Below are 22945 nucleotides of genomic sequence, written 5' to 3' on the forward strand. Positions count from 1 at the left end.
CCAGAGTAAACGTTCCATGAATCACCCAATTCCCGATGCCGTGCTCGACTTCATCGATGTGGGCGAAGGCCCCTCCGCACGCCGGATCGCGGTGCGCCGCCGCGCGGCCCAAAAATCTGGTCAAGAATCTGATCAAGAATCTGGTCCAGAACCTGGTCAAGGACCGGGACTGGTCTGGCTCGGCGGGTTCAAATCGGACATGCGGGGCAGCAAGGCCGTGGCGCTGGACGAATGGGCCCGGGACCACGGCCGCGCCGTGGTCCGTTTCGATTATTCCGGCCACGGCGAATCCGGCGGCGATTTCGCCGACGGAACCATCGGGCGCTGGCTCGAGGAAAGCGTCGCGGTATTCGAGCGATTCTGCGACGGCCCGCGAGTCCTGATCGGCTCGTCGATGGGCGGCTGGATGGCGCTGCTGCTCGCGCGCGAGATCAAAAAGCGGCAAGAGAAACAGCAAGCCAAGGCCTCGCTGGCGGGCCTGGTGCTGATCGCGCCGGCGCCGGACTTCACCGAGGAGCTGATGTGGAAGAATTTTCCGGCCGCGGTGAAGAAAGAAATCGAGACCAAAGGCGTCTGGCTGAGACCATCGGATTATGGCGACGGCTCCCCCTATCCGATCACGCGAAATCTGATCGAGGAGGGGCGCAACCACCTCGTGCTCGGCAGCGCCATCGATCTCGGCTGTCCCGTCCGCATCCTGCAAGGTGCGCAGGATCCTGACGTGCCCTGGCAGCACGCGTTCGCGCTGACCCATCGCCTGCCGGCCGACGACGTCGTGCTGACCATGATCCAGGACGGCGATCACCGCCTCTCGCGCCCGCAGGACATCGCCCGCATTCTTGCCGCCGTGGCCGAGATCGGGTGAAGGTATTTTGCTCAGTGTCATCGTCCGCGAAGGCGGACGATCCAGTATTCCAGAGACTGTAGTGATTGAAGCGAGAAGCCTCGGCGTACTGGATGCCCCGCCTTCGCGGGGCATGACAAGAAGAGGGAGAATCGCCGATGACCACCACCGCCATGCTGCGCGCGTTCTGCGACGCCGTCGAACAACGCAACGGAAAAGCGTTCGCTGATCTCTTCACCGAGGACGGCGTCTATCACGACGTGTTCTACGGCGCCTTCGCCGGCCGCGAGAAGATCGCCGCGATGATCGACGACTGGTTCTATCGCACGGCAACCGACTTCCGCTGGGACATGCACGATCCCGTGTCGAACGGCACCACGCTCTATGCGCGCTACACGTTCAGCTATCGCTCGACCTTGCCGGAGGCCGATGGCGCGCGGGCGATGTTCGAGGGCGTGGCGATCATGACGCTTCGCGACGGCAGGATCGTCAGCTATCACGAGGTCGCCAACACCGCGCCGGCATTTGTCGATCTGAAGTTTGCGCCGGAACGGATCGCGAAGATCGTCGCCAGGCAGGGCGCGGAGCTCAAGGCACGGCCGGAGATGCAGCGGCATTTTGGCTAGCCGTCGTTCTTGCGCACCTACCGCTTCGACGGATTTACCATCGGCTTGCGCTGCGCCAGCGCGGCGACCGTGGCTGTGCCGATCGGGCCCGCTTCGTCGTAGAGCCAGCATTCGCCGATCGCGACACCGTCGGTGGCCTGGTGGTTCACCACCTCGAAGCCGATCCAGCTCGTCACCGGCAGGCGGTGCAGATAGATCGTAACGTCGCTGTTGATGTAGCCGAGCCCCTTGTCGCCGGCGTTCGCGAACGGACTGGCGAAGTCGGCGCCGGTGGCGACATGGACGAACGGCGTCATCGGCACGCCCGCGACCAGCTCGCGCACCTCGCTCATCCAGAGTTTTCTCGGCCCGAGCGAGCCCATCTGGCCGACAATCGGTCGCGTGGTCCATTTGCCGTTCATGCCGAGCCTGGGATCGGTGGGCTTGGGAATGTCGGCCGGCTTTGGCGCGTCCCAGTTCGGCGGCGACCAGACATTGCCGTCCGGATTCTGCGTTCGACGCAACAGCTGGCACGAGGCGCGCGCCATGCCCACGCCGCCGGAAAAGAACTCCGCTTCCACGACGCGGATGCGCATCCCGTCGCGCACCAGCCGTGTCGTCACCTCGATCGGCTTGTCGATGGTCGGCAGCCGAAACATATCCACGGTCAGCCGCGCCGGCACGAATTCGGGGCCGGAATGGCGCTCCTCGATGGCGAAGCCGAGAAGGCCGACGATGACGCGTCCGTGCAGCGATTTCGGATCCCACGGGCCGTTGGCGACTTCCGTCGGGTGGAAAGTGTCGCCGTCGCGGGTGAAGAAAGGCATGTTTGTCATGATGCGCGAGCTTGAAGGAACGTGTGGGGAAATCAAGGGTGGCGAGAGCGTGCCTGCTCGCCACAACAACAGGTGTCATCGCCCGGCTTGACCGGGCGATCCAGTACTCCGAGCTGGCCGTGATTGAATCGATGGGCCGCGGCGTACTGGATGCCCGCTTTCGCGGAGCATGACAGCGGAGGATTAGGGGGCGGTGCGCCACTCCTCACGCACGCTTTCGTCGCTCTCGCCAGCAATCGCATTCGTCCTCATCGCCTCGAACTCGTCTCGCGGCACCAGCTGCCCCAGCGCCCACACCGCAGCCCCGCGCACCAGCGCGCTCTCATCCTCCAGCAACCGCCGCGCCTCGTCCGCCAGTGCCGCATCGCCGGAGTTGCCGATCGCGATCAGCACGTTGCGCAAAAAGCGGTCGCGGCCGATGCGCTTCACCGGAGACTTCGTGAACAGCGCACGGAACGACGCGTCGTCGAGCCGCGCGAGCTCGGCGAGACCTGGCGCGCGCAAAGCGTCACGTGCGGCGAGCTTGGCCTCACGGCCCTCCTGCGCGAACTTGTTCCAGGGACAGGCGGCGAGGCAATCGTCGCAGCCATAGATGCGGTTGCCGATGCGTTTACGAAATTCGCGCGGGATCGGTCCCCTGTTCTCGATGGTGAGATAGGAGATGCAGCGCCGCGCATCGAGCTTGTAGGGCGCAGGGAAGGCCGCGGTCGGGCAGATGTCGAGGCACGCCCGGCACGAGCCGCAATGATCGATCTCGGCGTCGTCGCGCGGCAGTTCCAGCGTGGTGTAGATCGCGCCGAGAAACAGCCATGAGCCGAATTCGCGCGAGACCAGATTGGTATGCTTGCCCTGCCAGCCCAGACGCGCGGCTTGCGCCAAGGGTTTCTCCATCACGGCCGCGGTGTCGACGAACACTTTCACTTCGCAAGGCGTCACCTCACGAGTTGCGGTAGCGACCAGCCATCGCGCCAGTGCCTTCAGGCGCTTCTTGATGAGGTCGTGATAGTCGTCGCCTTGCGCATAGACCGAGATCGCCGCGCGCGTGCGCTGTTGCAGGATCGCGAGCGGATCCTGATCGGGGCCGTAATTGACGCCGAGCATGATGACGCTACGCACGTCCTGCCACAGCCCGCGCGGATCGACCCGGCGCTCCGGCTGCGCGGCGAGCCAGTCCATGTCGCCATGGCCGCCGGATGCGATGAATTCGAGAAAATGTTGTCCGGCGCTCTCGATCGTGCCGGGCTCTGTGATGCCGATGCAGTCGAAGCCGAGCGCGCGGGCCTCGTTTGCCAGCGCCGTCTTCAGTTCGGTCGGATCGGAGTTCAGAAGTCGAGGTCCACGTAGGTCCGCGACGCCGGCACGCCGGCCAGCCATTCGCTCAAGAGCGGACGGAACGACGGGCGGGATTTCACCCGTGCGTACCACGCCTTTGCCGCGTCGTCCTCGCTCCATGGCACGTCGCCCAGATAGTCGATCGCCGAGAGGTGCGCCGCGGCGGCGAGATCCGCGTAGCTGAGCCGGTCGCCGGCGAGGAAATTACGCGTCTGCGCCAGCCAGCCGATATAGGCCAGATGATAGCGCACGTTGGCCTTGGCGGCGCGCATCACGTCGGCCGAGGGCGGGCCGCCACCGTTGTCCTCGCTCATGAAACGCTTGTAGATGCGCTCCGTGACGAGCGGGTGGGAGACTTCCTCGAAGAACTTTTCGTTGAACCAGGCCATCAGCCGGCGGACCTCGACGCGCTCGCCGATCGTGTCCGGCATCAGGCGCTTCAGTCCCATCTCGGAGCCATAGGCCTCGTCGACATATTCGGCGACGATCGCCGCGCCCGGGATCGGCGGCTGCTCGTCGTCCACCAGAACGGGCGTCGTGCCCGCCGCATTGAGCAGCAGAAACGCTTCGCGCCGCTCCCAGCTGCGCTCTTCGATCAGCTTCAGCTCAAGCCCGTATTCTCCCGCGATCAGGCGGATGAACCGCGAATGCGGGCAGAACGGATGATGAAACAGCGTAAACATGAAGCCTTTGACTATGTGATGGTGCTTAAGAATCCATCAATGTTTGTGCGGCGCCACACTAGTCATTCAAAACCGCGAAGCAAGGGCGCGCCGCCGCATTTTGCGATTGCAGCAAGGGAGCGGATGGGCGAGAAGAGCCCCGCTTTTCCAGCCGAAATGGACCGTAAATATGTCAGATGCAATACGGGCAGTGATCCTCGGCATCATCGAGGGTGTGACCGAGTTCCTTCCCGTGTCCTCGACCGGCCATTTGCTGCTCGCGGAGCGCTTCTTCCATCTCGGCGAGGGCGCGTTCTGGGACTCGTTTACGGTCCTGATCCAGCTCGGCGCGATCCTCGCGATCGTCGTGTTGTACTTCAAGAAATTGTGGGACGTCGCGATCGGCATGTTCACGGGCGACGCCTATGCACGGCGCTTCGTGATCGGCGTGCTGGTGGCGTTCCTGCCCGCTGTCGTCGTCGGTCTCGTCGCCGGCAAGTACATCAAGAGCATGCTGTTCAATCCGTGGGTGGTGTGCTTTTCGCTGATCGTCGGCGGCGCCATCCTGCTCTGGGTCGACAAGCTCGATCTCAAGGCGCGCGAGCACGACGCCACAAGGTTTCCGCTGCTGATGTATCTCTATATCGGCATCGCACAGTGCATCGCGATGATCCCGGGCGTGTCGCGCTCCGGTGCCAGCATCGTCGCGGCGATGTTCCTCGGGGCTGACAAGCGCGCGGCGGCGGAGTTCTCGTTCTTCCTCGCCATTCCCACCATGATCGGCGCGTTCGCCTACGATTTCTACAAGAACCGCTCCGAGATGACGATGGACCACATGGGCATCGTCGCCATCGGCTTCGTGGTGTCGTTCGTCACCGCGATCATCGTGGTGAAGACGTTCCTGGAATACGTCACCCGCCACGGCTTCGTGGTGTTCGCGTGGTGGCGCGTGATCGTCGGCACGCTGGGCCTGATCGCGCTGGCGCTGGGGCGGTAGACCCGAACGTCAAACAACTGCAGTCCGGACGCTGAAGTTCGTCATGCCCGGCATGACGGCGGGCTGGTTACGCGCTCTTGCGCTGGAACTGCCCGGCGGCGCGGAAGCGCCAGAGATATTGCGGGGCGATCGCCTCAAGCGAGTCGGGCGTGATGCCCAGGCCTTCCAGCGTTAGCCCGGCGGCCTTCGCCGCGTCCGAAACCACATTGTCGCGCGCGAGCAGCGTGACCTGGTCCGGCGTCAGCTTCAGCGCGCCCGGCGCGAATTGCAGGAAGTTGGCCTTGAAGCGGGCGAGGCCAAACGGCAGCGGCATCAGCATCGGCTTGCGATCGGCAATCTCGAGAATGGCCTCGATGATCTCGCGCATGGTCAGCACTTCCGGGCCGCCGAGCTCGTAGGTTGCGCCCGCCTTGGCCTTGCCGTCGACGGCATCCGCGACCGCGGTGGCGACGTCGCCGACATAGACCGGCTGCATCTTGGTGTCGGCGCCGATCAGCGGCAGCACCGGCGACATCCGCGCCAGGGCGGCGAAGCGATTGGTGAACTGGTCCTCGGGGCCGAACATCACGGAGGGGCGGAAGATCGTCGCCGACGGCACCGCGGCCAGGACCGCGGCTTCGCCGGCCGCCTTGGCTCTGGCATAACGCGAGGGCGATTCCGCGTCGGCGCCGATCGCCGAGACATGGATCAGCTGTGCCCCGGCGGCGGCCGCCGCCTTGGCGATGGTCTCGGCGCCCTTGGCCTGGACGGCGTCAAAACTCTGCGCGCCACCCTCGGCGAGGATGCCGACCAGATTGATCACGACATGCGAATCACGCAGCGCCGCCTCGATCGAGGCCGGATAACGCACGTTCGCCTGCACAGTGTGGACCTGCCCGACCTTGCCGGAGGGCTGGAGGTACCCGGCCAGCTCCGGCCGCCGCACCGCGACCCGGACCCGGTAGTCGCGCCGGCACAGTGCGCGGACCACATTCCGGCCCAAAAACCCCGATCCGCCGAAAACCGTGACGAGCGTGTCCAGATTCGATGCCATGGGATCCATTCCTGGGTCATTCCTGCGGGAAGAGTGCGTCTCGTCAGGTTTGTATCGGGCCGGTTTGCGATGCGCAATCCGCATCCCGAAGCGGGGTTCAAGCATGAATTGACAACCGCGTCACCGAACCGTAGTAACCGCCTCCGTGCCTAACCGGCATGCCCAGGTGGTGGAATTGGTAGACGCGCTGGCTTCAGGTGCCAGTGGCTTAACGGCCGTGAAGGTTCGAGTCCTTTCCTGGGCACCATCTCCTACTCAAGCGATTGAAATCGCTTCTGCAGGGAATTTGAGCTGCTGACCGGTACACAAAACCGAGGCACGGCGCTCATGGCGTACCGAATGGCCTACATCGCTCGTCCGGTCGGCTCGGATCGCAGGCGATCTGGAGGCGGCTGGCTTCAGTCGCTCAGGCAAGCGCTACGCGCCGACAGCCGTTGCCCGGATGCTAGGTGAGCTATGAACGACGTCCACCGCGCTCGCGGCCGAAGCTGTCGTCGCCATGTGGGAAAAGGTCGGCAAAGCTGATGACCCCAAGCGCCTAGGAGATCTCAGTGCTCGTTGACCGCAGCGCCGAGCTTGATCAGGCTCAGTGAGCGGTTCGCGGTCTCGCGCAGGCGGCAGTAGCTCGCGCTGCCCCGGTACATGCCGGGATCGACTTTGTCGAAGACCGCGCAGAAGCCATCACGCGACGCGGCGAAAGTTTTCTGCGACTCATTGACCGCCTTGATCACGTCGGCGAACCCGCCGGCCTGAACCTTCTTTAGCGCCTCATTGGTTTTCTGCGTCCAAATGGCGAGTTCGCGCGCCGCGCAGGCTTTCCATTTGGCGACATCGTCATTCGCGCCCTCTGCCGCTTTGATGCAGGGGTCGGCGACGAGCCCGACGCACGCGCCGCCGAAGCCGCCGGTTTTCTCCGCGGTCTTCAGGCAGCCATCGATCACCGCAAGTTCGGCTGGCGCGATGCCTTGGGCGAAAGCCATCGATGCGAGCGGGAGGCTTGCGGCGAGCATCGCGGCGGCAAGTTTGAGCTTCATTGGAGATCTCCGTTCGGCGCATCGAAAATATGGAACACAATACCACTGCGAGCACATGAAGCTCAGCGAGACGGTAGACCGGCGGCTGTGGCGGAAGGGCCGGACGGCGAGGGCGAAGGGAAAACGAGGGGGTATGCGGCTTCGGCTATGCCCTCTCCAATCAATGCCTTTGAATGCGCCTTGACCTGACTTACGAGATTTTCGACCAATAGGTGATACATGCAACTTTGGTCATCGAAGGCCCAGCGTTGGTTCACCTGAATGTGGAACAGGAGCTACGCTGACGAATAATGACGGCGGGACCGGTTAAGGCACGCACGGGCTCTGCCTCTTGGGCGTTAAAATTTTCAAGTCGGAACAGCCGCTTGGAGGCTTTCGAAGCCGGCCGTCGGGCCGATTTTCATTCCGCAAAACCCCATCGATTGCACCGTCCGAATTTACCCGACTTTAGACAAACTGGCCCTAAGTCAGCGGGCAGGCTCGCATCCGGCCGTCGGCGAGCACGGAGCCATCGGGCTCGCTTTGTCGTGAGGGAAACGGTGGATCAGCACCAGGTCTGGCACGAGCCGGCATTCGACAAGGTTGCGAACGCGATCAGCCCGTTCTTCCTGAGATCGGGAATTTATCTGTTCCTGATCTCGTTCATTTGCCTGTTTTACGTCTTGAACGCGCCGCTTCTGCTCGGTCATTACGATCTGGGCTGGCATCTCGCGGCCGGAGATCTCATCCGGGAACGCAACGCCATCCCGCTCCACGACCCCTGGTCGTTCACCCACGGCGACAAGTCGTGGCTCAATCTGTCCTGGCTCTGGGACGCGCTCGCCAGTGCGACGCTTCAATACGCGGGCTTCGGAGGCCTCGTCCTGTCGACGGTGGCCTGTGGTGCAGCGATTGCCGGCATCCTGACTGCGATCTCTCTCGGCTACGGTGCGTCGGCGATTGCGGTTTGCGTGGCAGTCTTCCTGGCCTGCCTGCTCTATCCCGCCTACGAAGTTGCGCCGAACATGTATCTCGCGGTCGCGCCGAATACATGCACGATGCTGTTCTGCGTCGTCTTCTATCGCGAATGCCTGCGACGTACGCGATGGTTCGTGCTTCCCGTGTTGATGGCGTTTTGGGCCAATCTGCACGGCGGTTTTCTGCTCGGGTTTTTCGTGATTGGCGTCTTCTGCGGCGCCGCCTTCCTCAGAGGCGCCTGGGCCGATCTCAGGGTCCTCGTTCTCGCGGCAATCGGGTGCCTTGCTGCGACATTCGTCAATCCGCTCGGCTGGAATATCTATGCCGGTGCCGCCGCGACGATGGGGCACTTCGTCCAGGGTAACATTACCGAATGGCGGTCCTACTACGACAACATTGAAATACCCGGCAGCATTCCGGGCATCCTGTATATGCTGGCCTTCGTCGCGCTCGAGCTTCGCTACAGAAATTCCAGGCCAGTCCCGCTCGAACCGAGATTGATGTCCTGGCTGTTCCTGATTCTGGGACTGTGTCAGTTCAGGTACATCGCGTTCTTCTTCATCTTCTCGACTGTGCCGATGGCGCTTCACCTCAGCCGCTTGCTGCCTCGGCGTCTCACCGCTGTTGACGTGCGTGGAGCGTTGCTGGCCGCCGGCATCGTCGGTCTCGGCAGCCTGCCGCTGGCCTATTTGCGCGTTGCGCCGGCGCTCGCACTTCCGACGATGCTGTCGAGCGAAGATGCCGGCTATCTGCAAAACAATTTCGCCGATGCGCGGGTCCTGAACCATTGGAATATCGGCGGCTACCTGATTTTCACGACGCACGGCACCGTTCGCCCGTTCGTCGATGGCCGCGCCGCGACCGCCTATCCGGACGATTTGCTGCGCGACTATTTCAAGCTGGTGAGCTGGGACATCGACGAGGCCACATGGGACATGGTGCTCGACAAATACCGGATCGACGCCGTGCTGTGGGTCAAGGCGCACGAACAGCTGCGGCAGTTCCTGGTGGAGCGGCGAGGCTGGCGCGAGCAATACACCGGCGCTTACGTGACCGTTTACGTCAGGCCCCAATCCAGTTTGGCTGGCGAAGCCAAAACACAATGACGACCAGCGCCGCAGCTCTGCCCGCGATCGCGCCCGCCGCCAAAGCCGAAAGCTTCGCGACGCGGTACGGCGCCTTGTGCGCATTGCTGCTACTGGCTGCGGCAGTCCGGCTGCCGCTCGCCTTTTGGCCGAACATCGTTCACGTCGACGAGCTGTATCAATATCTGGAGCCGGCCTGGCGCCTGCTTGGCCACCAGGGTGTCGTCACCTGGGAATGGCGCGACGGCATCCGGAGCTGGTTTCTGCCGACCTTGTTCGCAGGGCCGGTCGCTCTCGGCGACTGGCTTGCGCCGGGCGGATGGGGTGCCTTCGTCGTCCCTCGCCTGGTGGTCGGGCTTGCCTCGCTGTCGATCGTCGTCACGGCCTGGCATTTCGGCGAACGCATCTCCCGGTCGCATGCCGTCGTTGCGGCGTTTGCCGCCGCGGTCTGGTTTGAGCTGGTCTATTACGCGCCCCACACGCTGAGCGAACCGCTGGCGACGGCCGTGATCTTGCCGGCGGCCTATCTGCTGACGGGCGAACTGGCGCGACACCGGCTCTTCACCGCGGGCGCATTGCTTGCTCTCGCCTGTGTCTGGCGCTTTCAATATGTACCGGCTTGCGCGGTGTTTGCGTTGGCGGCGTGCTGGCGCGACCTGCGAAACGCGATCGCCCTGGTCGCGGGCGGATGCGTCGTCCTGGTGCTGTCCAGCGCCCTCGACCTGGCCCACGGCTCAGCGCCGTTTGCGTGGCTCGTCCGGAATATTCAGCAAAACCTCCTGCATGACCGCGCTTCGGAATTCGGTGACGCGCCCGCGGCCGCCTACGTTCTGCAGGCTTCAATTCTGTGGTCGGGCACGACGCTGCTGATGCTGCTGGCGCTCTGGCGCGGTTGGCGACATGCCCCCCTGCTGATCGTCGCGGCCGTCGTCAACGTCGCGTTTCACAGCATGATCGTGCACAAGGAATACCGCTTCATTTTCCTGTCGATCGCCCTGCTGATCATCGCGGCGGCACTTGGCTCCGCCGATTGGGTCCAGATGATGCGCCGGCAAAACCCGTGGCGCTCACTTGCCGTCGTATGTGGCGGCTGGCTGCTGCTCTCGCTCGGTCTGTCGGGCGCAACGCTGATCATGCGTGACAACTGGATGCGCGGCATCGGCGTGGCCCAGCTGATGGCGGAGCTCGAGGCCGATCCTGAATTTTGCGGTCTGGCCCTGTACGCGATCAACTATCCCTTTGTGCCCGGACGCGGGCAGCTCGCGGCCCGCCGGCCGATCTATTCCTTTTATCGGGACGACCCCCTGGCCAAGGGGCGACTTCCGGCTGTGGTGAAGACGCACCAGGCCGGGTTCAACCGCATCATCGGCCCGACGAGCCTGGCCAGCGAATTGCCGGCGGATTTCTCGCCACGAAGTTGCGCGATGATGAGCGATGACAAGCCGGCCTGCGTCTTCGCGCGGCGCGGGGCTTGCGATGCGCCCGCCAGCCCTTTCGGCGTCAACGACGTGCTCGTGCGCCTGAACTACTAGCCGCGCCTGATGCTTGCGCCGGCGGCTGCCAGCGGATACATCGCGGCCGGCCCTCGCCAGCGTCTGTCCCGGGGATTAGCCTGCCTAGGCGCACCGATTCGATTGAGGTTTGAAACGCCATGACCGTACGCCTGCACCGCGGCGACCTGCCCGATCTGTCCCGCTACACCGGAGCGGTGGCGATCGATACCGAAACGATGGGCTTGAACCCGCATCGCGACCGGCTCTGCGTGGTGCAGCTCTCGCCCGGCGACGGCAGCGCGGACGTGGTGCAGATCCCCAAAGGTCATACCGACGCGCCGAACCTGAAGGCGCTGCTGGCCAATCCCGCGAACACGAAAATCTTCCACTTTGCGCGATTCGACGTCGCGGTGCTGTATCAGACGTTTGGTGTCATGACCGGGCCGATCTACTGCACCAAGATCGCCTCCCGCCTGATCCGCACCTATACCGACCGCCATGGTCTCAAGGACCTCGTGCGCGAGGTGCTCAATGTCGATCTCTCCAAGCAGCAGCAATCGAGCGATTGGGGTTCCGACAGCCTGACTGAGCCGCAGCTCGCCTACGCCGCCTCCGACGTGCTGCATCTGCACGGCTTGCGCGAGCGGCTCGATGCCATGCTGGCGCGAGAAGGCCGCACCGCGCTGGCCAAAGCCTGTTTCGACTTCCTGCCGACCCGCGCCTTGCTCGATCTCCAGGGCTGGGCCGAAGAGGACATTTTCGCGCATTCCTAGCGTTTCGCGTAGCGGCCGGGTGGGGCGGTCGCCCCGTTTCAGACACTTTCGTAACGGCCTGTCGCTGGCTGCATATTTTGGCGTTGCCGGCTACAATGGGGCGCCCGCCAGCCGGACAAGGCGGGCGACACCTCAGGAGCCCAGGTGAATTCGGCCCATAATGTCACCTACGATGCCGCGCTTGCGGCGAAGTTCGCCAGCGCGGCGCGCCACAGCCGCCTGGTGCGGATTCTGCGCGTCGCGGTGCCGGCGACGGTGGCTGCGGCAATGGGTCTGCTCGTCCTCATCTCGACCATCTTCAACCCGTTCCAGATCCCCGTGAAGCTCGACTCCGGAAATCTCGTGGTGACAGGCACCAAGATCACGATGGAATCGCCGCATATGTCCGGCTTCACGCCGGACCAGCGGCCCTATGAGCTCTGGGCCAAGACCGCGACCCAAGACATCACCGATCCCGATCATGTCGATCTCCATGATCTGCGCGCGAAGGTGCTGATGGAAGACCAATCGACCCTGTTCCTCGATGCCCGCACCGGACGGTTCGACAACAAGCAGCAACAGCTCGACCTGCACAAGGACATCTTCCTGCGCACCTCGACCGGCTACGAGGCGCGGCTGAACTCGGCCTTCGTCGACATGGGCAAGGGTACGGTTTCGTCGGATGAGCATGTCGACGTCAAGCTGACCAACGGAACGCTGACCGCCGATCGGCTGCGGATCACGGAGGGCGGCGACGTCATCCGCTTCGAAGGCAATGTGGTGATGCACCTCGACAAGCTGGACGATCCCGCCGCCGCTCAGCCTGCGCCGGCCGAACCCGCGCCGGCGGCGAAGACACGTACGCCCCCGAACAAGTCCGCCAATTCAAAGTGATTTTCATGATCAGGTTTTTCCCGCGCAACCACGACAAGCGGCGCGTCATCCCTGGTGCGGCCGCGCTCGCCGTCGGCATCGCACTGGTCGCAACGGGCGTGGCGAGCGCGCAGAGCACGATGCAAGGCGTGCCCAACGCGATGCAGGGCTTCTCGCAGAACCGCGATCAGCCGATCCAGATCGAAGCCGCCTCGCTCGAGATGCGCGACAAGAAAAAGGAAGCGACCTTCTCCGGCAATGTGAAGGTCATCCAGGGCGACACCACCATGACCTCGAAGACGCTGGTGGTGTTTTACGATTCGGGCGGCGACAAGCCGGCCACGCCACAGCCTGCGGCAAAGGCGTCAAAGGGGGCGCCGATGCAGTCGGCGACGCCGGGGCCGGGGGGGAACTCCTCGATCAAGCGGCTGGAGGCGCGCGGCAATGTCGTGGTCACCCAGAAGGACCAGGTGGTGACGGGCGAGACCGCCGTGTTCGACACCCGCACCAACCTCATCACCATGCTTGGCGGCGTCGTCTTGACGCAGTGCAAGAACGTGCTGCGCGGCGACCGGCTGGCGGTCGACATGACCACGGGCGTGTCGCGTGTGGAATCCGACAGCGGCCGGGTGCAGGCGCTGCTGCCGCAGGGCGGCGGCAATGATTGCGGATCCGGAGGCGCGGGCAAGCCCGGCGCGGGACCTCTGCAATTGCCTGGCGCAAATAAGCCCAAATAAGTCCAGTTAAGTCCAAGCCAGGCGAAGTAAATTTGAAGAATGATTTCAGTTGCTTGGCTCGATCACTCCCGATCCGAGGTTGAAGCTTGCCCGTCGAGACTGTATCTAGCGCAAAGGGCTTTCGAAGCGGGGTTCGCCGCTTTTCGGGCGTGTTTCACTGGGCATGAGACATCCCTTCATTCATGCTGCGTCGGCGAATCCTGAGGCCGGCGCGGCAGATCGCGCGAATACCGCGCAGGATCGTCGCGCAGAATCGTCGCGAAAGGCTAGAAGGCGGGGATGGTCGATCTCTTCAGCATGTTCCGTCGGCGCCCCGCCAAACGCGGCCGGCCAGGATTTGCGCGCCAGGACATCACCGCGCTCGGTGACAGCGTCGGCGGTCTCGTGGCCAGCCCGGTCAGGGACGCGCCGCCGATCGCCCGTAACCAACCGATGCATGCGCCCGATCAATTCCAGGGCGACTATCAGGCCGAGCCGCCTCGGGCCCAGGCGGTTCACCCCGTGAGGGCTGCCGGCAGGCCCAACGGGTCCGGCGGGCCGCAGCTCTTGAAGAGGCCGGGCTTCCTGGCTGTGCATAGCGTGGAAAAGAGTTTTGGCAGCCGCCAGGTCGTGCGCGGCGTCAGCATCTATGTGCGCCGCGGCGAAGCGGTCGGCCTGCTCGGCCCCAACGGCGCCGGCAAGACCACCGTGTTCTACATGATCACCGGCCTGATCAAGGCCGATCGCGGTGCGATCGAGCTCGACGGCCACGACGTCACCAAGCTGCCGATGTATCAGCGTGCGCGGCTCGGCATCGGCTATCTGCCGCAGGAGGCCTCGATCTTCCGCGGCCTCACGGTCGAGCAGAACATCCGCGCCGTGCTCGAAGTGGTCGAGCCCTCGCGCAAGAAGCGCGAGCAGCAGCTCGACTCGCTGCTCGACGAATTCAACATCACGCGCTTGAGGAAATCGCCGTCGATCGCGCTGTCCGGCGGTGAGCGGCGCCGCGTCGAGATCGCGCGTGCGCTGGCGACGCGTCCGAACTACATGCTGCTCGACGAGCCCTTTGCCGGCATCGATCCGATCGCGGTCGGCGACATCCAGGACCTCGTTCGCCATCTCACCAACCGCGGCATCGGCGTGCTGATCACCGACCACAATGTGCGTGAGACGCTAGGCCTCACCGATCGCGCCTACATCGTCTATGCCGGTGAAATCCTGACCGAGGGGAGCCCGGATGAGATCGTGGCCGATCCGGACGTGCGCCGCCTTTACCTTGGCGAGGAATTCCGCCTCTAGCCCGTTTTTCCAATTCGTCAAGACGTGTACATCGGGCTTAGACTAGGATAAGCAAAAATCGGACCAACTTTTTGGGATCGGTTCTTGCTTCATGGCGCTTTCGCAGAGATTAGAGTTCCGGCAATCGCAGTCGCTGGTCATGACGCCGCAGTTGATGCAGGCGATCAAGCTGCTGCAATTGTCCAATCTCGATCTCACGACCTTCGTCGAAGAGGAACTCGAGCGTAACCCCCTGCTGGAACGGGCCAATGACGAGCCGCCCGCGGGCGAGGGCCCGGCCGAGACCGGCCAGTTCAACGACAGCGACGGCGGCCACAACGACGAGCCGGGCGGCGGCCCGGGCGAAGCGTTCGAGCCCGGCCAGGAAGAGTGGATGAGCAAGGATCTCGGCACCCGCGCCGAGATCGAGCAGACCATGGACACCGGGCTGGACAACGTCTTCTCCGAGGAACCGGCCGAGGCGGCCGCCCGCACCGCCCAGGATGCGGCGCCGACCACCTATACCGAATGGGGCGGCGGCGCCTCCGGTGACGAGGACTACAATCTCGAAGCCTTCGTCGCCGCGGAGATGACGCTCGGCGACCATCTCGCCGAGCAGCTCTCGGTTGCTTTCACCGGGGCCGCGCAGCGCATGATCGGCCAGTATTTGATCGACCTCGTCGACGAGGCCGGCTATTTGCCCCCGGATCTCGGCCAGGCCGCCGAACGGCTCGGCGCATCGCAACAGGACGTCGAGAACGTTCTTGCCGTCCTGCAAAAATTCGATCCGCCCGGCGTCTGCGCGCGCAGTTTGAGCGAATGCCTGGCGATCCAGCTCCGCGAGCTCGACCGCTACGATCCCGCGATGCAGGCCTTGGTCGAGCATCTCGATCTCCTCGCCAAGCGCGACGTCGCGGCCTTGCGCAAGCTCTGCGGCGTCGACGACGAGGACATCGCCGACATGATCGGCGAGATCCGCCGGCTCAATCCCAAGCCCGGCATGAAGTTCGGTACGGCCCGGCTCCAGACCATGGTGCCCGATGTCTATGTCCGCCCGGGTCCCGACGGCGGCTGGCATGTCGAGCTCAACAGCGACACCTTGCCGCGCGTGCTGGTCAACCAGACCTACTATTCGCAGCTCTCGAAGAAGATCGGCAAGGATGGCGACAAATCGTATTTCACCGACGCGCTTCAGAACGCGACGTGGCTGGTGCGCGCGCTCGACCAGCGCGCCCGCACCATCCTGAAAGTCGCAACCGAGATCGTGCGCCAGCAGGACGGCTTCTTCACCCATGGCGTGGCGCATCTGCGACCACTGAATCTGAAGGCCGTCGCCGACGCCATCCAGATGCATGAATCCACGGTGTCGCGCGTCACCGCCAACAAATACATGGCGACCAATCGCGGCACGTTCGAGCTGAAATATTTCTTCACGGCCTCGATCGCGTCGGCCGATGGCGGCGAGGCGCATTCGGCCGAAGCCGTGCGTCACCACATCAAGCTGCTGATCGATGCGGAGGCGCCGTCTGCGATCCTGTCCGACGACACCATCGTGGAACGCTTGCGCGGCTCGGGCATTGATATCGCCCGCCGCACGGTCGCGAAGTACCGCGAAGCCATGCGCATTCCTTCCTCGGTGCAACGCCGTCGCGACAAGCAGAGCGCTCTTGGTAACGTCCTCTCCACCGCCATGGCCGATCGCTCCCGCAATCCCGAACCGGCCTGATTGCGCCGGCGCCAAATCGCGCTACTCTCGATCTGCTATCGGGCCCGATCCTGGCCAGGCACGAACCAAGCGAGGTTCACATGACTCTCCGCATCTCGGGAAAGAGCGTCAACGTCGGCGAGGCCCTGCGCGGCCGTGTCACCGACCGGACTGAAGAGGTCCTGCGCAAATATTTCGACGGCAATTATTCCGGCCACATCACGCTGAGCAAGGACGGCTTCGGCTTCCGCACCGACTGTGCGCTGCATCTTGATTCGGGAATCACGCTCGAGGCCGATTCGAACGCACCGGATGCCTATGCCAGTGCCGACCAGGCGCTGGTGATGATCGAGAAGCGGCTCAAGCGCTACAAGAGCCGGCTCAAGGATCGCTCCGCACGCAAGGCCCATGTCGCCTCCGCGGCGCTGGCCGCCATGGATGCCACCAGCTACGTGCTGGAAGCCCCGGGCGAGGGTGAGGACGAGGACGAGATCACCGGCTACAGCCCCGTCATCATCGCCGAGGCCACCACCTCGCTGAAGCCGCTGTCCGTCAGCGAAGCGGTCATGGAACTCGACCTCAGCGGGGCGCCCTGCCTGGTGTTTCAGCACGGCTCCTCGGGCCGGGTGAACATCATTTACCGCCGGGCCGACGGCAATGTCGGCTGGATCGATCCCCCGGGGGCCAAGGCGGATGGCAAAGCCTGAGGCCGCGGGCGACGCCCTGGGGCCCCCGCGCCGGGAGCCCCTTTCCGCCTTAACAATGACCGGGGCAAAGCTGCACGCGGGAGTTGGCACCGGGATTGCGTTGGAGTAGAAGCCCCCCACATCAGGGGCGAGCTAAGTCCGCCTCCTGCTTCAACTTCTTGACGTCGGCCCGCCCAGGTTCTTTGTCCAGGCTGGCCAATTCGGAACCTGACGTTTTCATTCACCTCGGAAGACTTCCATGCCGATTACCGATCTGGTCGCGCCCGAGGCGATTCTCCCGGCATTGAAGGTCAACAGCAAGAAGCAGGCGCTTCAGGAACTCGCGGCCAAGGCCGCCGAGCTGACCGGGCAGAACGAGCGTTCCGTGTTCGAGGTGCTCCTGCAGCGCGAGAAGCTCGGCACCACCGCGGTCGGCTACGGGGTCGCCATTCCCCACGGCAAGCTGCCCAAGCTGGAAAAGATCTTCGGCCTGTTCGCGCGCCTCGATCGTCCGATCGATTTCGAATCGATGGACGGCCAGCCGGTCGACCTCGTCTTCCTGCTGCTCGCCCCCGAAGGCGCCGGCGCCGATCACCTCAAGGCACTGGCCCGCATCGCCCGCCTGCTCCGCGACCAGGATATCGCCAAGAAGCTCCGCGCCTCGCGCGATGCCCAGGCGATCTATTCCGTGCTGGCGCTGCCGCCGGCGACGGCGGCGTAACCCTTTCTCTCTCGAACCGACGCAGCGCCGTCTGCGACTTATTGGGCAGCCGGGTGCTGCGATATTTCGTCTCCGGCACGGTTTCGGCGCGGGGATTTTGCAAGATGATTTGCGGTTCGATCGGGCGGGTTTTTGGTCTGCTTTGCTCCATCACCATTGTCGCCACCGCTGTGGCCCGCGCCGACGAGGCGTCCAACGACCGCGTCATCGCGGAGAAGACCGAGATCATCGCAGCCGACGCAACCAATGCGGTCGCTTACGAGCTGCGCGGCGAAGCCTACTACATCAAGCACGACTGGAATCGCGCCTTCGAGGATTGCAGCGCCGCGATCCGGATCGATCCGAATTTCGGGCGGGCCTATCACTGCCGCGGTCGCGCCTATTCTGCCAAAGGCGATCGCGAGCGCGCCATGATCGACTACAACGAGGCCATTCGCCTCGACCCAAATTATGGGGCGTCCTACACCTCGCGCGCCGAGGCGTATTTCAACGGGGGCGATTTCGATCGCGCGATCGCCGGCTTCACCGAGGCCATCGAACGCAGCCCCAAGCAGGCTTACCGTGCGCTCGTCATGCGAGGGGAGGTGTATGCAGCGAAGGGCGACACCGATCACGCCGTCGCCGATTACAGCGAGGCGATGCAGCGCAATCCGGCCGCCGCCTGGCCCTACGAGTTGCGAAGCACCGTTCGCCTCAACAAGGGCGAGATCGATGCAGCTCTGGACGACTGCGACAGCGCCGTCCGCCTGGAGCCCGGAAGTGCCGGCGGCCACTATTGCCGGGCCATGGTGTTCCTGAAGAAGGACGATGCCGACAGCACCATCCGGGAGCTGGATGACGTTACCAGGATTAGGCCGTCTTTCGAAAAGGCCTATCTGGTTCGCGGCGTCGTCCTGCACAGGAAGGGCGACGACAAACGCGCCCTTGCCGATTTCGACGAAGTGATCCGATTACGGCCGGGGAATTCGGAAGCCTACAGCAGTCGCGCCGGTCTGTTTCGGGACATGGGACAGCACGATCGCGCGCTCGCCGACTACAACGAGGCGATCAGGCACGATCCGAAAAGCCAGCTCGCCCTGGTCAACCGCGCTCTCCTCTACATGATGATGTCCGACGCCAGACATGCGCGCGCGGATTTCAACAGCGTGCTCGCGCTGCCACTGAGCGACAAATGGGCCGTGGATACGGCGCGCGAAGGACTTGGTTTCGTGAAGTGACGGCGGAGCCGCGCGCTCTCGACTCCGTCATTGCGAGGAGCTCTTGCGACGAAGCAATCCAGACTGCTTCCACGGAAAGATTCTGGATTGCTTCGCTGCGCTCGCAATGACGACGTGGAAACTTCATCAGCCGAAATAAAAACGGGCACACCTTCCTGCGAAGGCATGCCCGCTTGAAACCCTATTCGTGCGACGTGCGACGTGCGCGTGCTCAGTGCACGCTCACCGCTTGCAGCTCGTTGCTCCAGGCGTTGGCGATCGCGGCTTCGCGGCTGTCGGTCAGCATGATCGGCGTGCCGTCGGCGGCGTGGAGCGCGAAGAGCTTGAGGCCCGGCGCGATCTTCGGCGCTTCGGGAAACAGGCCCGGCACATCCTCGGAGCGGATCTGCTTCACATAGGCGATATGGCCTTCGCCGAGGGTTGCCAGCGTCTCCGGCGAGACGTTCTTGGCTTCGTATTCGAACGCAACGTGACCTTCACTCATGGTCTCGACTCCTTCACAGAAACTAAGCGGTCGAGTCCGCTACTCGTTCCATTATTCGTGCTCATTGATAGCGATTGTCTTAACGATCCTCTCCGGTTCCGGCCGGGCAAGATCGATCGCCAGCAATCCGTTCTTCAGATCCGCACCCAGCACCAGCATCCCCTCCGCCAGCACGAAAGTGCGCTGGAAGTGGCGCGCGGCGATGCCGCGATGGATGTATTGCCGGGTCTTGTCGTCCTGCTGCCGCCCGCGAATGACGAGCTGGTTTTCCTCAATGGTTACATCGAGTTGGTCACGGGTGAATCCGGCGACCGCCAGTGTGATTCGCAACCGCTCGGGCTGGCCCTCCGACCGGTCGCACCTCTCGATATTGTAGGGAGGGTAACCGTCGGCACCTTTGACGACCCGATCGAGCACGCGCTCGATCTCGTCGAAGCCCAGAAGGAACGGACTGGAAAGCGTGGGAACACGAGACATAGTTTACAAAGCCCTCTCGAAGCGACTTTGGTGCATCAGGGCCCGTACAGGCACCCCTTGATCAGCAATATGGGCATATCCGCGTGTGGGTTCAAGGACGTAGCCGGGGGCTGTGGATTGGCAGCTGACCCGCTCTGCCATGCAGAAAGGCTGACTTGCCGTCATGGCGCGAAACGCCTGCGACAAGCCCGGCACGACGAAATTGCGGCGCGATTTTTCTCAACGAAAACAAACCCCCTTCTACTGTGCATGGGGTTGTTTTCGCGTTTTTTTTAATCGACGGCTCCGCCGAACCCGGTCAGGCCTCGATCCGCGTCCGGCCGTCGCCGCTGAACAGATGCAGCTTTTGGCGCATCGCCGCGACGCGGATCTTCGCGCCGATCGGGGGCGCCTCGGAGCCGGGAATGCGGACGATGACCTCGCCGGGCGGCAGCTCGCCGGGGTTGGCGGCGATGCGCTGCTCGTCCTGAGCCCGCGTGCCGTAGACGAAGGTTTCGGCGCCGACGCGCTCGATCGCTTCAACGGTGAGCGGGAGCGCGACGCCGCCGGCCGGGGTCTGGTCGGTGATGACGAAATCTTCCGGGCGAATGCCGAGGATGCCGGCGTCGGTGCTGCCGAGCTGCGACTTGATCTCGTCGGCGCGGATCGACATCAGATTCATCGGCGGTGCCCCGATGAAGGAGGCGACGAAAGTCGTCGCCGGCTTCTCGTAGATCGCCAAGGGATTGCCGACCTGCTCGACCTGGCCGCCATTCATCACCACGAGAATGTCGGCGAGCGTCATCGCCTCGAGCTGGTCGTGGGTGACGTAGATCGACGTGGTGTTGAGCCGGCGCTGCAATTTGCGGATCTCGACCCGCATCGCGATGCGGAGTTTTGCGTCGAGGTTGGACAGCGGCTCGTCGAACAGAAACACTTTCGGCTGGCGCACGATGGCGCGGCCCATGGCGACGCGCTGGCGCTGGCCGCCGGAGAGCTGGCGCGGCTTGCGCTCCAACATCGAGGTGAGCTCGAGCACGCGCGCGGCTTCGTCGACGCGGGTCTTGACCTCGGCCTCCTTCATGCCGCGGTTGCGCAGGCCGTAGGCCATGTTGTTGAAGACGCTCATATGCGGATAGAGCGCATAGTTCTGGAACACCATCGCGATGTCGCGATCGGCAGGCTCGATCTGGTTGACGATGCGGCCGCCGATGTCGATCTCGCCGCCGGTGACGGTTTCGAGCCCTGCGACCATGCGCAGCAATGTCGACTTGCCGCAGCCGGAGGGACCGACCAGCACGCAGAACTGGCCGTCGCCGACGTCGACGTTGACGCCCTTGATGGCCTCGAAGCCGCCGGGATAGGTCTTGCGAACGTTGCGCAGGGTGACGTTAGCCATGGGATCTACTTTTCCGTCTCCACGAGTCCGCGCACGAACAATTTCTGCATCACGACGACGACGAACACCGGCGGCAGCATCGCGAGCACGGCGGTCGCCATCACGATCGGCCATTCGGTCAGCGCGTCGGTGGTGGTAATCATCTTGCGGATGCCGACCTGGATGGTCTGCATGTCGTCGCGGGTGGTGATCAGCAGCGGCCAGAGATATTGATTCCAGCCGAGGATGAAGAGGATCACGAACAGCGCCGCCATGTTGGTGCGCGACAGCGGCAGCAACGTGTCCCAGAAGAAGCGCAAGGGGCCGGCGCCGTCGATGCGGGAGGCCTCCAGCAGCTCGTCCGGCACCGTCATGAAGAACTGGCGGAACAGCAGCGTCGCGGTGGCCGAGGCGATCAGCGGCAGCGACAGGCCCGCATAGCTGTCGAGCATGTGCAGATCTGCGACGATCTTGTAGGTCGGATAGATGCGGACCTCGACCGGCAGCATCAGGGTGATGAAGATGATCCAGAAGATCGGCATCCGGAACGGAAAGCGGAAATAGACGATCGCGTAGGCCGAGATGATCGAGATCGCGATCTTTCCGACCGCGATCAGCAGCGCCATCACCAGCGAGTTCAGCATCATGTTGCCGACGGGCTCGCGGGTCGATCCGCTCGTGCCGACGAAAATGGTCTGGTAGTAGACCTCGAAGAAATGACCGCCCGGCAGCAGCGACATCTGCCCGTTGGCGATCAGCGCGTTGTCCTGGGTCGAGGCGACGAACGCGATGTAGACCGGGAAGGCGACGACCGCGATCCCGATCCAGAGGATGATGTGGGCGACGTAGCGCCGGAAGCCCTCTTCCTCGACCATCAGTAGGTCACCTTGCGTTCGACGAAGCGGAACTGGATTCCGGTCAGCACGATGACCATGACCATCAGGATCACCGACTGCGCGGCCGAGCTGCCGAGATTGCCGCCGAGCAGGCCGTCGGAATAGACCTTGTAGACCAGCGTGACCGTCGACGTTCCGGGACCGCCGCGGGTCATGGTGTCGATGATGCCGAACGTGTCGAAGAAGGCGTAGACGATGTTGACGACCAGCAGGAAGAAGATGGTCGGCGACAGCAGCGGGAAGGTCACGGTCCAGAACCGCCGCATCGGACGAGCGCCGTCGATCGCAGCGGCCTCGAATACGCTCTTCGGGATCGCCTGCAGGCCGGCGAGGAAGAACAGGAAATTATAGGAGATCTGCTTCCACGCGGCGGCGAGGATGATCAGCGCCGCGGCCTGGTCGCCGTCGAGCAGCGGATTCCAGTCGATGCCCATGTTGCGAAGATAGCGCGAGAGCACGCCGAGCGAGGGATGCAGCATGAAGATCCAGAGCACGCCGACCACGGGCGGCGCCACCGCATAGGGCCAGATCAGGAGCGTGCGGTAGAGCATCGAACCTCGCAGCGGCTTGTCCGCCATCACGGCGAGCAGCAGCGCGAAGGACAGCGACGAGACGGCGATGGCGAACGAGAACAAGAAGGTTCGGACGATCGCCTCGAAATAGGCCGCGTCCTTGAACAGCTCGACGTAATTCTCGAACCAGACAAAGGTGGTCGACAGACCGAACGCATCCTGGAGCAGGAAGGACTGGATCACCGCCTGCAGGGCCGGCCAATAGAAGAAGATCAGGACGATCGCGAGCTGCGGCGCAACCAGCGCGTACGGTAACAGCCTTGACTGGAAAATGGCTTGCTTTTGCATGATGCCAGCAGAGCGGCAGACCGGGTCGCGGCCTGCCGCTCATTG

23 protein-coding genes and 1 tRNA gene are annotated in these 22945 nt (G+C 63.7%); 14 read left to right on the forward strand and 10 right to left on the reverse strand.

Features of this window, described 5'->3' with window-relative positions; translation table 11 throughout:
* Positions 1–16 precede the first annotated feature (16 nt).
* Together IVA75_RS11610 and IVA75_RS11615 are read left to right on the forward strand one after the other, a co-directional pair.
* Positions 17–865 (forward strand): alpha/beta hydrolase, encoded by an 849-nt coding sequence (locus IVA75_RS11610; RefSeq protein WP_247285076.1) that lies wholly within the window; start codon positions 17–19, stop codon positions 863–865.
* A gap of 137 nt (positions 866–1002) precedes the next feature.
* Positions 1003–1470 carry a nuclear transport factor 2 family protein gene (locus tag IVA75_RS11615; protein WP_247285077.1) on the forward strand — a complete coding sequence of 156 codons (468 nt, stop codon included), beginning with the start codon at positions 1003–1005 and terminating at the stop codon, positions 1468–1470.
* A gap of 17 nt (positions 1471–1487) precedes the next feature.
* On the opposite strand, the gene IVA75_RS11620 is transcribed toward IVA75_RS11615, so the two are convergent.
* The 3 genes from IVA75_RS11620 to IVA75_RS11630 form a co-directional block, all read right to left on the reverse strand.
* Positions 1488–2285 carry an acyl-CoA thioesterase domain-containing protein gene (locus IVA75_RS11620; RefSeq protein ID WP_247285078.1) on the reverse strand — a complete coding sequence of 266 codons (798 nt, stop codon included), beginning with the start codon at positions 2283–2285 and terminating at the stop codon, positions 1488–1490.
* Positions 2286–2468: 183 nt separating this feature from the next.
* A complete protein-coding gene (gene queG, locus IVA75_RS11625; RefSeq protein WP_247285079.1) occupies positions 2469–3659 on the reverse strand; it encodes a tRNA epoxyqueuosine(34) reductase QueG in 1191 nt (396 codons plus the stop codon).
* Positions 3608–4300 carry a glutathione S-transferase family protein gene (locus IVA75_RS11630; protein WP_007598553.1) on the reverse strand — a complete coding sequence of 231 codons (693 nt, stop codon included), beginning with the start codon at positions 4298–4300 and terminating at the stop codon, positions 3608–3610. The genes queG and IVA75_RS11630 overlap by 52 nt, the downstream gene beginning before the upstream one ends.
* Before the next feature lie 169 nt (positions 4301–4469).
* Between IVA75_RS11630 and IVA75_RS11635 the strand changes: the two genes are divergently transcribed.
* Entirely contained in the window at positions 4470–5276 is an 807-nt protein-coding gene (locus tag IVA75_RS11635) for an undecaprenyl-diphosphate phosphatase (protein ID WP_027566187.1), read from the forward strand.
* 67 nt (positions 5277–5343) lie between these two features.
* Here IVA75_RS11635 and IVA75_RS11640 read toward each other — a convergent pair whose 3' ends face one another.
* The gene (locus IVA75_RS11640; RefSeq protein WP_247285080.1) at positions 5344–6309 is read right to left on the reverse strand and encodes a complex I NDUFA9 subunit family protein; all 966 of its coding nucleotides are present in this window, start codon (positions 6307–6309) and stop codon (positions 5344–5346) included.
* 160 nt (positions 6310–6469) lie between these two features.
* On the opposite strand from IVA75_RS11640, the gene IVA75_RS11645 reads away from it, so the two are divergent.
* A tRNA-Leu gene (locus IVA75_RS11645) sits at positions 6470–6556 on the forward strand.
* Between the two features lie 301 nt (positions 6557–6857).
* On the opposite strand, the gene IVA75_RS11650 is transcribed toward IVA75_RS11645, so the two are convergent.
* The gene (locus IVA75_RS11650) at positions 6858–7319 is read right to left on the reverse strand and encodes a lysozyme inhibitor LprI family protein (protein WP_247285081.1); all 462 of its coding nucleotides are present in this window, start codon (positions 7317–7319) and stop codon (positions 6858–6860) included.
* A 563-nt stretch (positions 7320–7882) separates the two neighbouring features.
* Between IVA75_RS11650 and IVA75_RS11655 the strand changes: the two genes are divergently transcribed.
* From IVA75_RS11655 to IVA75_RS11700, 10 genes are all read left to right on the forward strand, one after another.
* On the forward strand, positions 7883–9406 hold the full coding sequence (locus tag IVA75_RS11655; protein WP_247285082.1) for a hypothetical protein: 1524 nt from the start codon (positions 7883–7885) through the stop codon (positions 9404–9406).
* Entirely contained in the window at positions 9403–10917 is a 1515-nt protein-coding gene (locus IVA75_RS11660; protein WP_247285083.1) for a 4-amino-4-deoxy-L-arabinose transferase, read from the forward strand. The genes IVA75_RS11655 and IVA75_RS11660 overlap by 4 nt, the downstream gene beginning before the upstream one ends.
* A 119-nt stretch (positions 10918–11036) precedes the next feature.
* Positions 11037–11651 (forward strand): ribonuclease D, encoded by a 615-nt coding sequence (locus tag IVA75_RS11665; RefSeq protein WP_007598566.1) that lies wholly within the window; start codon positions 11037–11039, stop codon positions 11649–11651.
* A 144-nt stretch (positions 11652–11795) separates the two neighbouring features.
* Complete coding sequence (lptC, locus tag IVA75_RS11670) at positions 11796–12524, forward strand: LPS export ABC transporter periplasmic protein LptC (protein ID WP_247285084.1); 729 nt, start codon at positions 11796–11798, stop codon at positions 12522–12524.
* A 5-nt stretch (positions 12525–12529) separates the two neighbouring features.
* On the forward strand, positions 12530–13240 hold the full coding sequence (locus tag IVA75_RS11675; RefSeq protein ID WP_247285085.1) for an LptA/OstA family protein: 711 nt from the start codon (positions 12530–12532) through the stop codon (positions 13238–13240).
* Between the two features lie 279 nt (positions 13241–13519).
* The gene (lptB, locus tag IVA75_RS11680; RefSeq protein ID WP_027514739.1) at positions 13520–14518 is read left to right on the forward strand and encodes an LPS export ABC transporter ATP-binding protein; all 999 of its coding nucleotides are present in this window, start codon (positions 13520–13522) and stop codon (positions 14516–14518) included.
* Positions 14519–14609: 91 nt separating this feature from the next.
* On the forward strand, positions 14610–16223 hold the full coding sequence (rpoN, locus tag IVA75_RS11685) for an RNA polymerase factor sigma-54 (protein WP_247285086.1): 1614 nt from the start codon (positions 14610–14612) through the stop codon (positions 16221–16223).
* An 80-nt stretch (positions 16224–16303) separates the two neighbouring features.
* Positions 16304–16909, forward strand: coding sequence for a ribosome-associated translation inhibitor RaiA (gene raiA / locus IVA75_RS11690; protein WP_027566178.1), 606 nt, complete (start codon positions 16304–16306; stop codon positions 16907–16909).
* Positions 16910–17147: 238 nt separating this feature from the next.
* On the forward strand, positions 17148–17609 hold the full coding sequence (gene ptsN / locus IVA75_RS11695) for a PTS IIA-like nitrogen regulatory protein PtsN (RefSeq protein WP_027514736.1): 462 nt from the start codon (positions 17148–17150) through the stop codon (positions 17607–17609).
* A gap of 104 nt (positions 17610–17713) precedes the next feature.
* Positions 17714–18826, forward strand: coding sequence for a tetratricopeptide repeat protein (locus tag IVA75_RS11700; RefSeq protein WP_247285087.1), 1113 nt, complete (start codon positions 17714–17716; stop codon positions 18824–18826).
* Positions 18827–19037: 211 nt separating this feature from the next.
* On the opposite strand, the gene IVA75_RS11705 is transcribed toward IVA75_RS11700, so the two are convergent.
* The 5 genes from IVA75_RS11705 to ugpA form a co-directional block, all read right to left on the reverse strand.
* The gene (locus IVA75_RS11705; RefSeq protein WP_007598581.1) at positions 19038–19310 is read right to left on the reverse strand and encodes a DUF1150 domain-containing protein; all 273 of its coding nucleotides are present in this window, start codon (positions 19308–19310) and stop codon (positions 19038–19040) included.
* Between the two features lie 51 nt (positions 19311–19361).
* Positions 19362–19787, reverse strand: coding sequence for an Hsp20 family protein (locus IVA75_RS11710; RefSeq protein ID WP_007598583.1), 426 nt, complete (start codon positions 19785–19787; stop codon positions 19362–19364).
* Between the two features lie 298 nt (positions 19788–20085).
* Positions 20086–21165 carry a sn-glycerol-3-phosphate import ATP-binding protein UgpC gene (locus IVA75_RS11715; protein WP_027566175.1) on the reverse strand — a complete coding sequence of 360 codons (1080 nt, stop codon included), beginning with the start codon at positions 21163–21165 and terminating at the stop codon, positions 20086–20088.
* 5 nt (positions 21166–21170) lie between these two features.
* The gene (gene ugpE / locus IVA75_RS11720) at positions 21171–22019 is read right to left on the reverse strand and encodes a sn-glycerol-3-phosphate ABC transporter permease UgpE (protein ID WP_007603954.1); all 849 of its coding nucleotides are present in this window, start codon (positions 22017–22019) and stop codon (positions 21171–21173) included.
* Positions 22019–22900 (reverse strand): sn-glycerol-3-phosphate ABC transporter permease UgpA, encoded by an 882-nt coding sequence (gene ugpA / locus IVA75_RS11725; RefSeq protein WP_027566174.1) that lies wholly within the window; start codon positions 22898–22900, stop codon positions 22019–22021. The genes ugpE and ugpA overlap by 1 nt, the downstream gene beginning before the upstream one ends.
* Between the last annotated feature and the right edge of the window lie 45 nt (positions 22901–22945).

The sequence above is a fragment of the Bradyrhizobium sp. 134 genome (assembly GCF_023074155.1).
Taxonomy (GTDB): Bacteria; Pseudomonadota; Alphaproteobacteria; order Rhizobiales; family Xanthobacteraceae; genus Bradyrhizobium.

Bases quoted from the DNA above. Each gene is read 5' to 3' on its own strand.
- ptsN (WP_027514736.1), top strand. From the start codon at position 17,148: ATGCCGATTACCGATCTGGTCGCGCCCGAGGCGATTCTCCCGGCATTG.
- IVA75_RS11705 (WP_007598581.1), bottom strand. From the start codon at position 19,310: ATGAGTGAAGGTCACGTTGCGTTCGAATACGAAGCCAAGAACGTCTCG.
- queG (WP_247285079.1), bottom strand. From the start codon at position 3,659: ATGGCTGGCCGGCGTGCCGGCGTCGCGGACCTACGTGGACCTCGACTT.
- IVA75_RS11630 (WP_007598553.1), bottom strand. From the start codon at position 4,300: ATGTTTACGCTGTTTCATCATCCGTTCTGCCCGCATTCGCGGTTCATC.
- IVA75_RS11640 (WP_247285080.1), bottom strand. From the start codon at position 6,309: ATGGCATCGAATCTGGACACGCTCGTCACGGTTTTCGGCGGATCGGGG.
- ugpE (WP_007603954.1), bottom strand. From the start codon at position 22,019: ATGGTCGAGGAAGAGGGCTTCCGGCGCTACGTCGCCCACATCATCCTC.
- ugpA (WP_027566174.1), bottom strand. From the start codon at position 22,900: ATGCAAAAGCAAGCCATTTTCCAGTCAAGGCTGTTACCGTACGCGCTG.
- IVA75_RS11620 (WP_247285078.1), bottom strand. From the start codon at position 2,285: ATGACAAACATGCCTTTCTTCACCCGCGACGGCGACACTTTCCACCCG.
- rpoN (WP_247285086.1), top strand. From the start codon at position 14,610: ATGGCGCTTTCGCAGAGATTAGAGTTCCGGCAATCGCAGTCGCTGGTC.
- IVA75_RS11615 (WP_247285077.1), top strand. From the start codon at position 1,003: ATGACCACCACCGCCATGCTGCGCGCGTTCTGCGACGCCGTCGAACAA.
- IVA75_RS11715 (WP_027566175.1), bottom strand. From the start codon at position 21,165: ATGGCTAACGTCACCCTGCGCAACGTTCGCAAGACCTATCCCGGCGGC.
- IVA75_RS11610 (WP_247285076.1), top strand. From the start codon at position 17: ATGAATCACCCAATTCCCGATGCCGTGCTCGACTTCATCGATGTGGGC.
- raiA (WP_027566178.1), top strand. From the start codon at position 16,304: ATGACTCTCCGCATCTCGGGAAAGAGCGTCAACGTCGGCGAGGCCCTG.
- IVA75_RS11650 (WP_247285081.1), bottom strand. From the start codon at position 7,319: ATGCTCGCCGCAAGCCTCCCGCTCGCATCGATGGCTTTCGCCCAAGGC.
- IVA75_RS11665 (WP_007598566.1), top strand. From the start codon at position 11,037: ATGACCGTACGCCTGCACCGCGGCGACCTGCCCGATCTGTCCCGCTAC.
- IVA75_RS11700 (WP_247285087.1), top strand. From the start codon at position 17,714: ATGATTTGCGGTTCGATCGGGCGGGTTTTTGGTCTGCTTTGCTCCATC.
- IVA75_RS11710 (WP_007598583.1), bottom strand. From the start codon at position 19,787: ATGTCTCGTGTTCCCACGCTTTCCAGTCCGTTCCTTCTGGGCTTCGAC.
- IVA75_RS11675 (WP_247285085.1), top strand. From the start codon at position 12,530: ATGATCAGGTTTTTCCCGCGCAACCACGACAAGCGGCGCGTCATCCCT.
- IVA75_RS11660 (WP_247285083.1), top strand. From the start codon at position 9,403: ATGACGACCAGCGCCGCAGCTCTGCCCGCGATCGCGCCCGCCGCCAAA.
- lptB (WP_027514739.1), top strand. From the start codon at position 13,520: ATGGTCGATCTCTTCAGCATGTTCCGTCGGCGCCCCGCCAAACGCGGC.
- IVA75_RS11635 (WP_027566187.1), top strand. From the start codon at position 4,470: ATGTCAGATGCAATACGGGCAGTGATCCTCGGCATCATCGAGGGTGTG.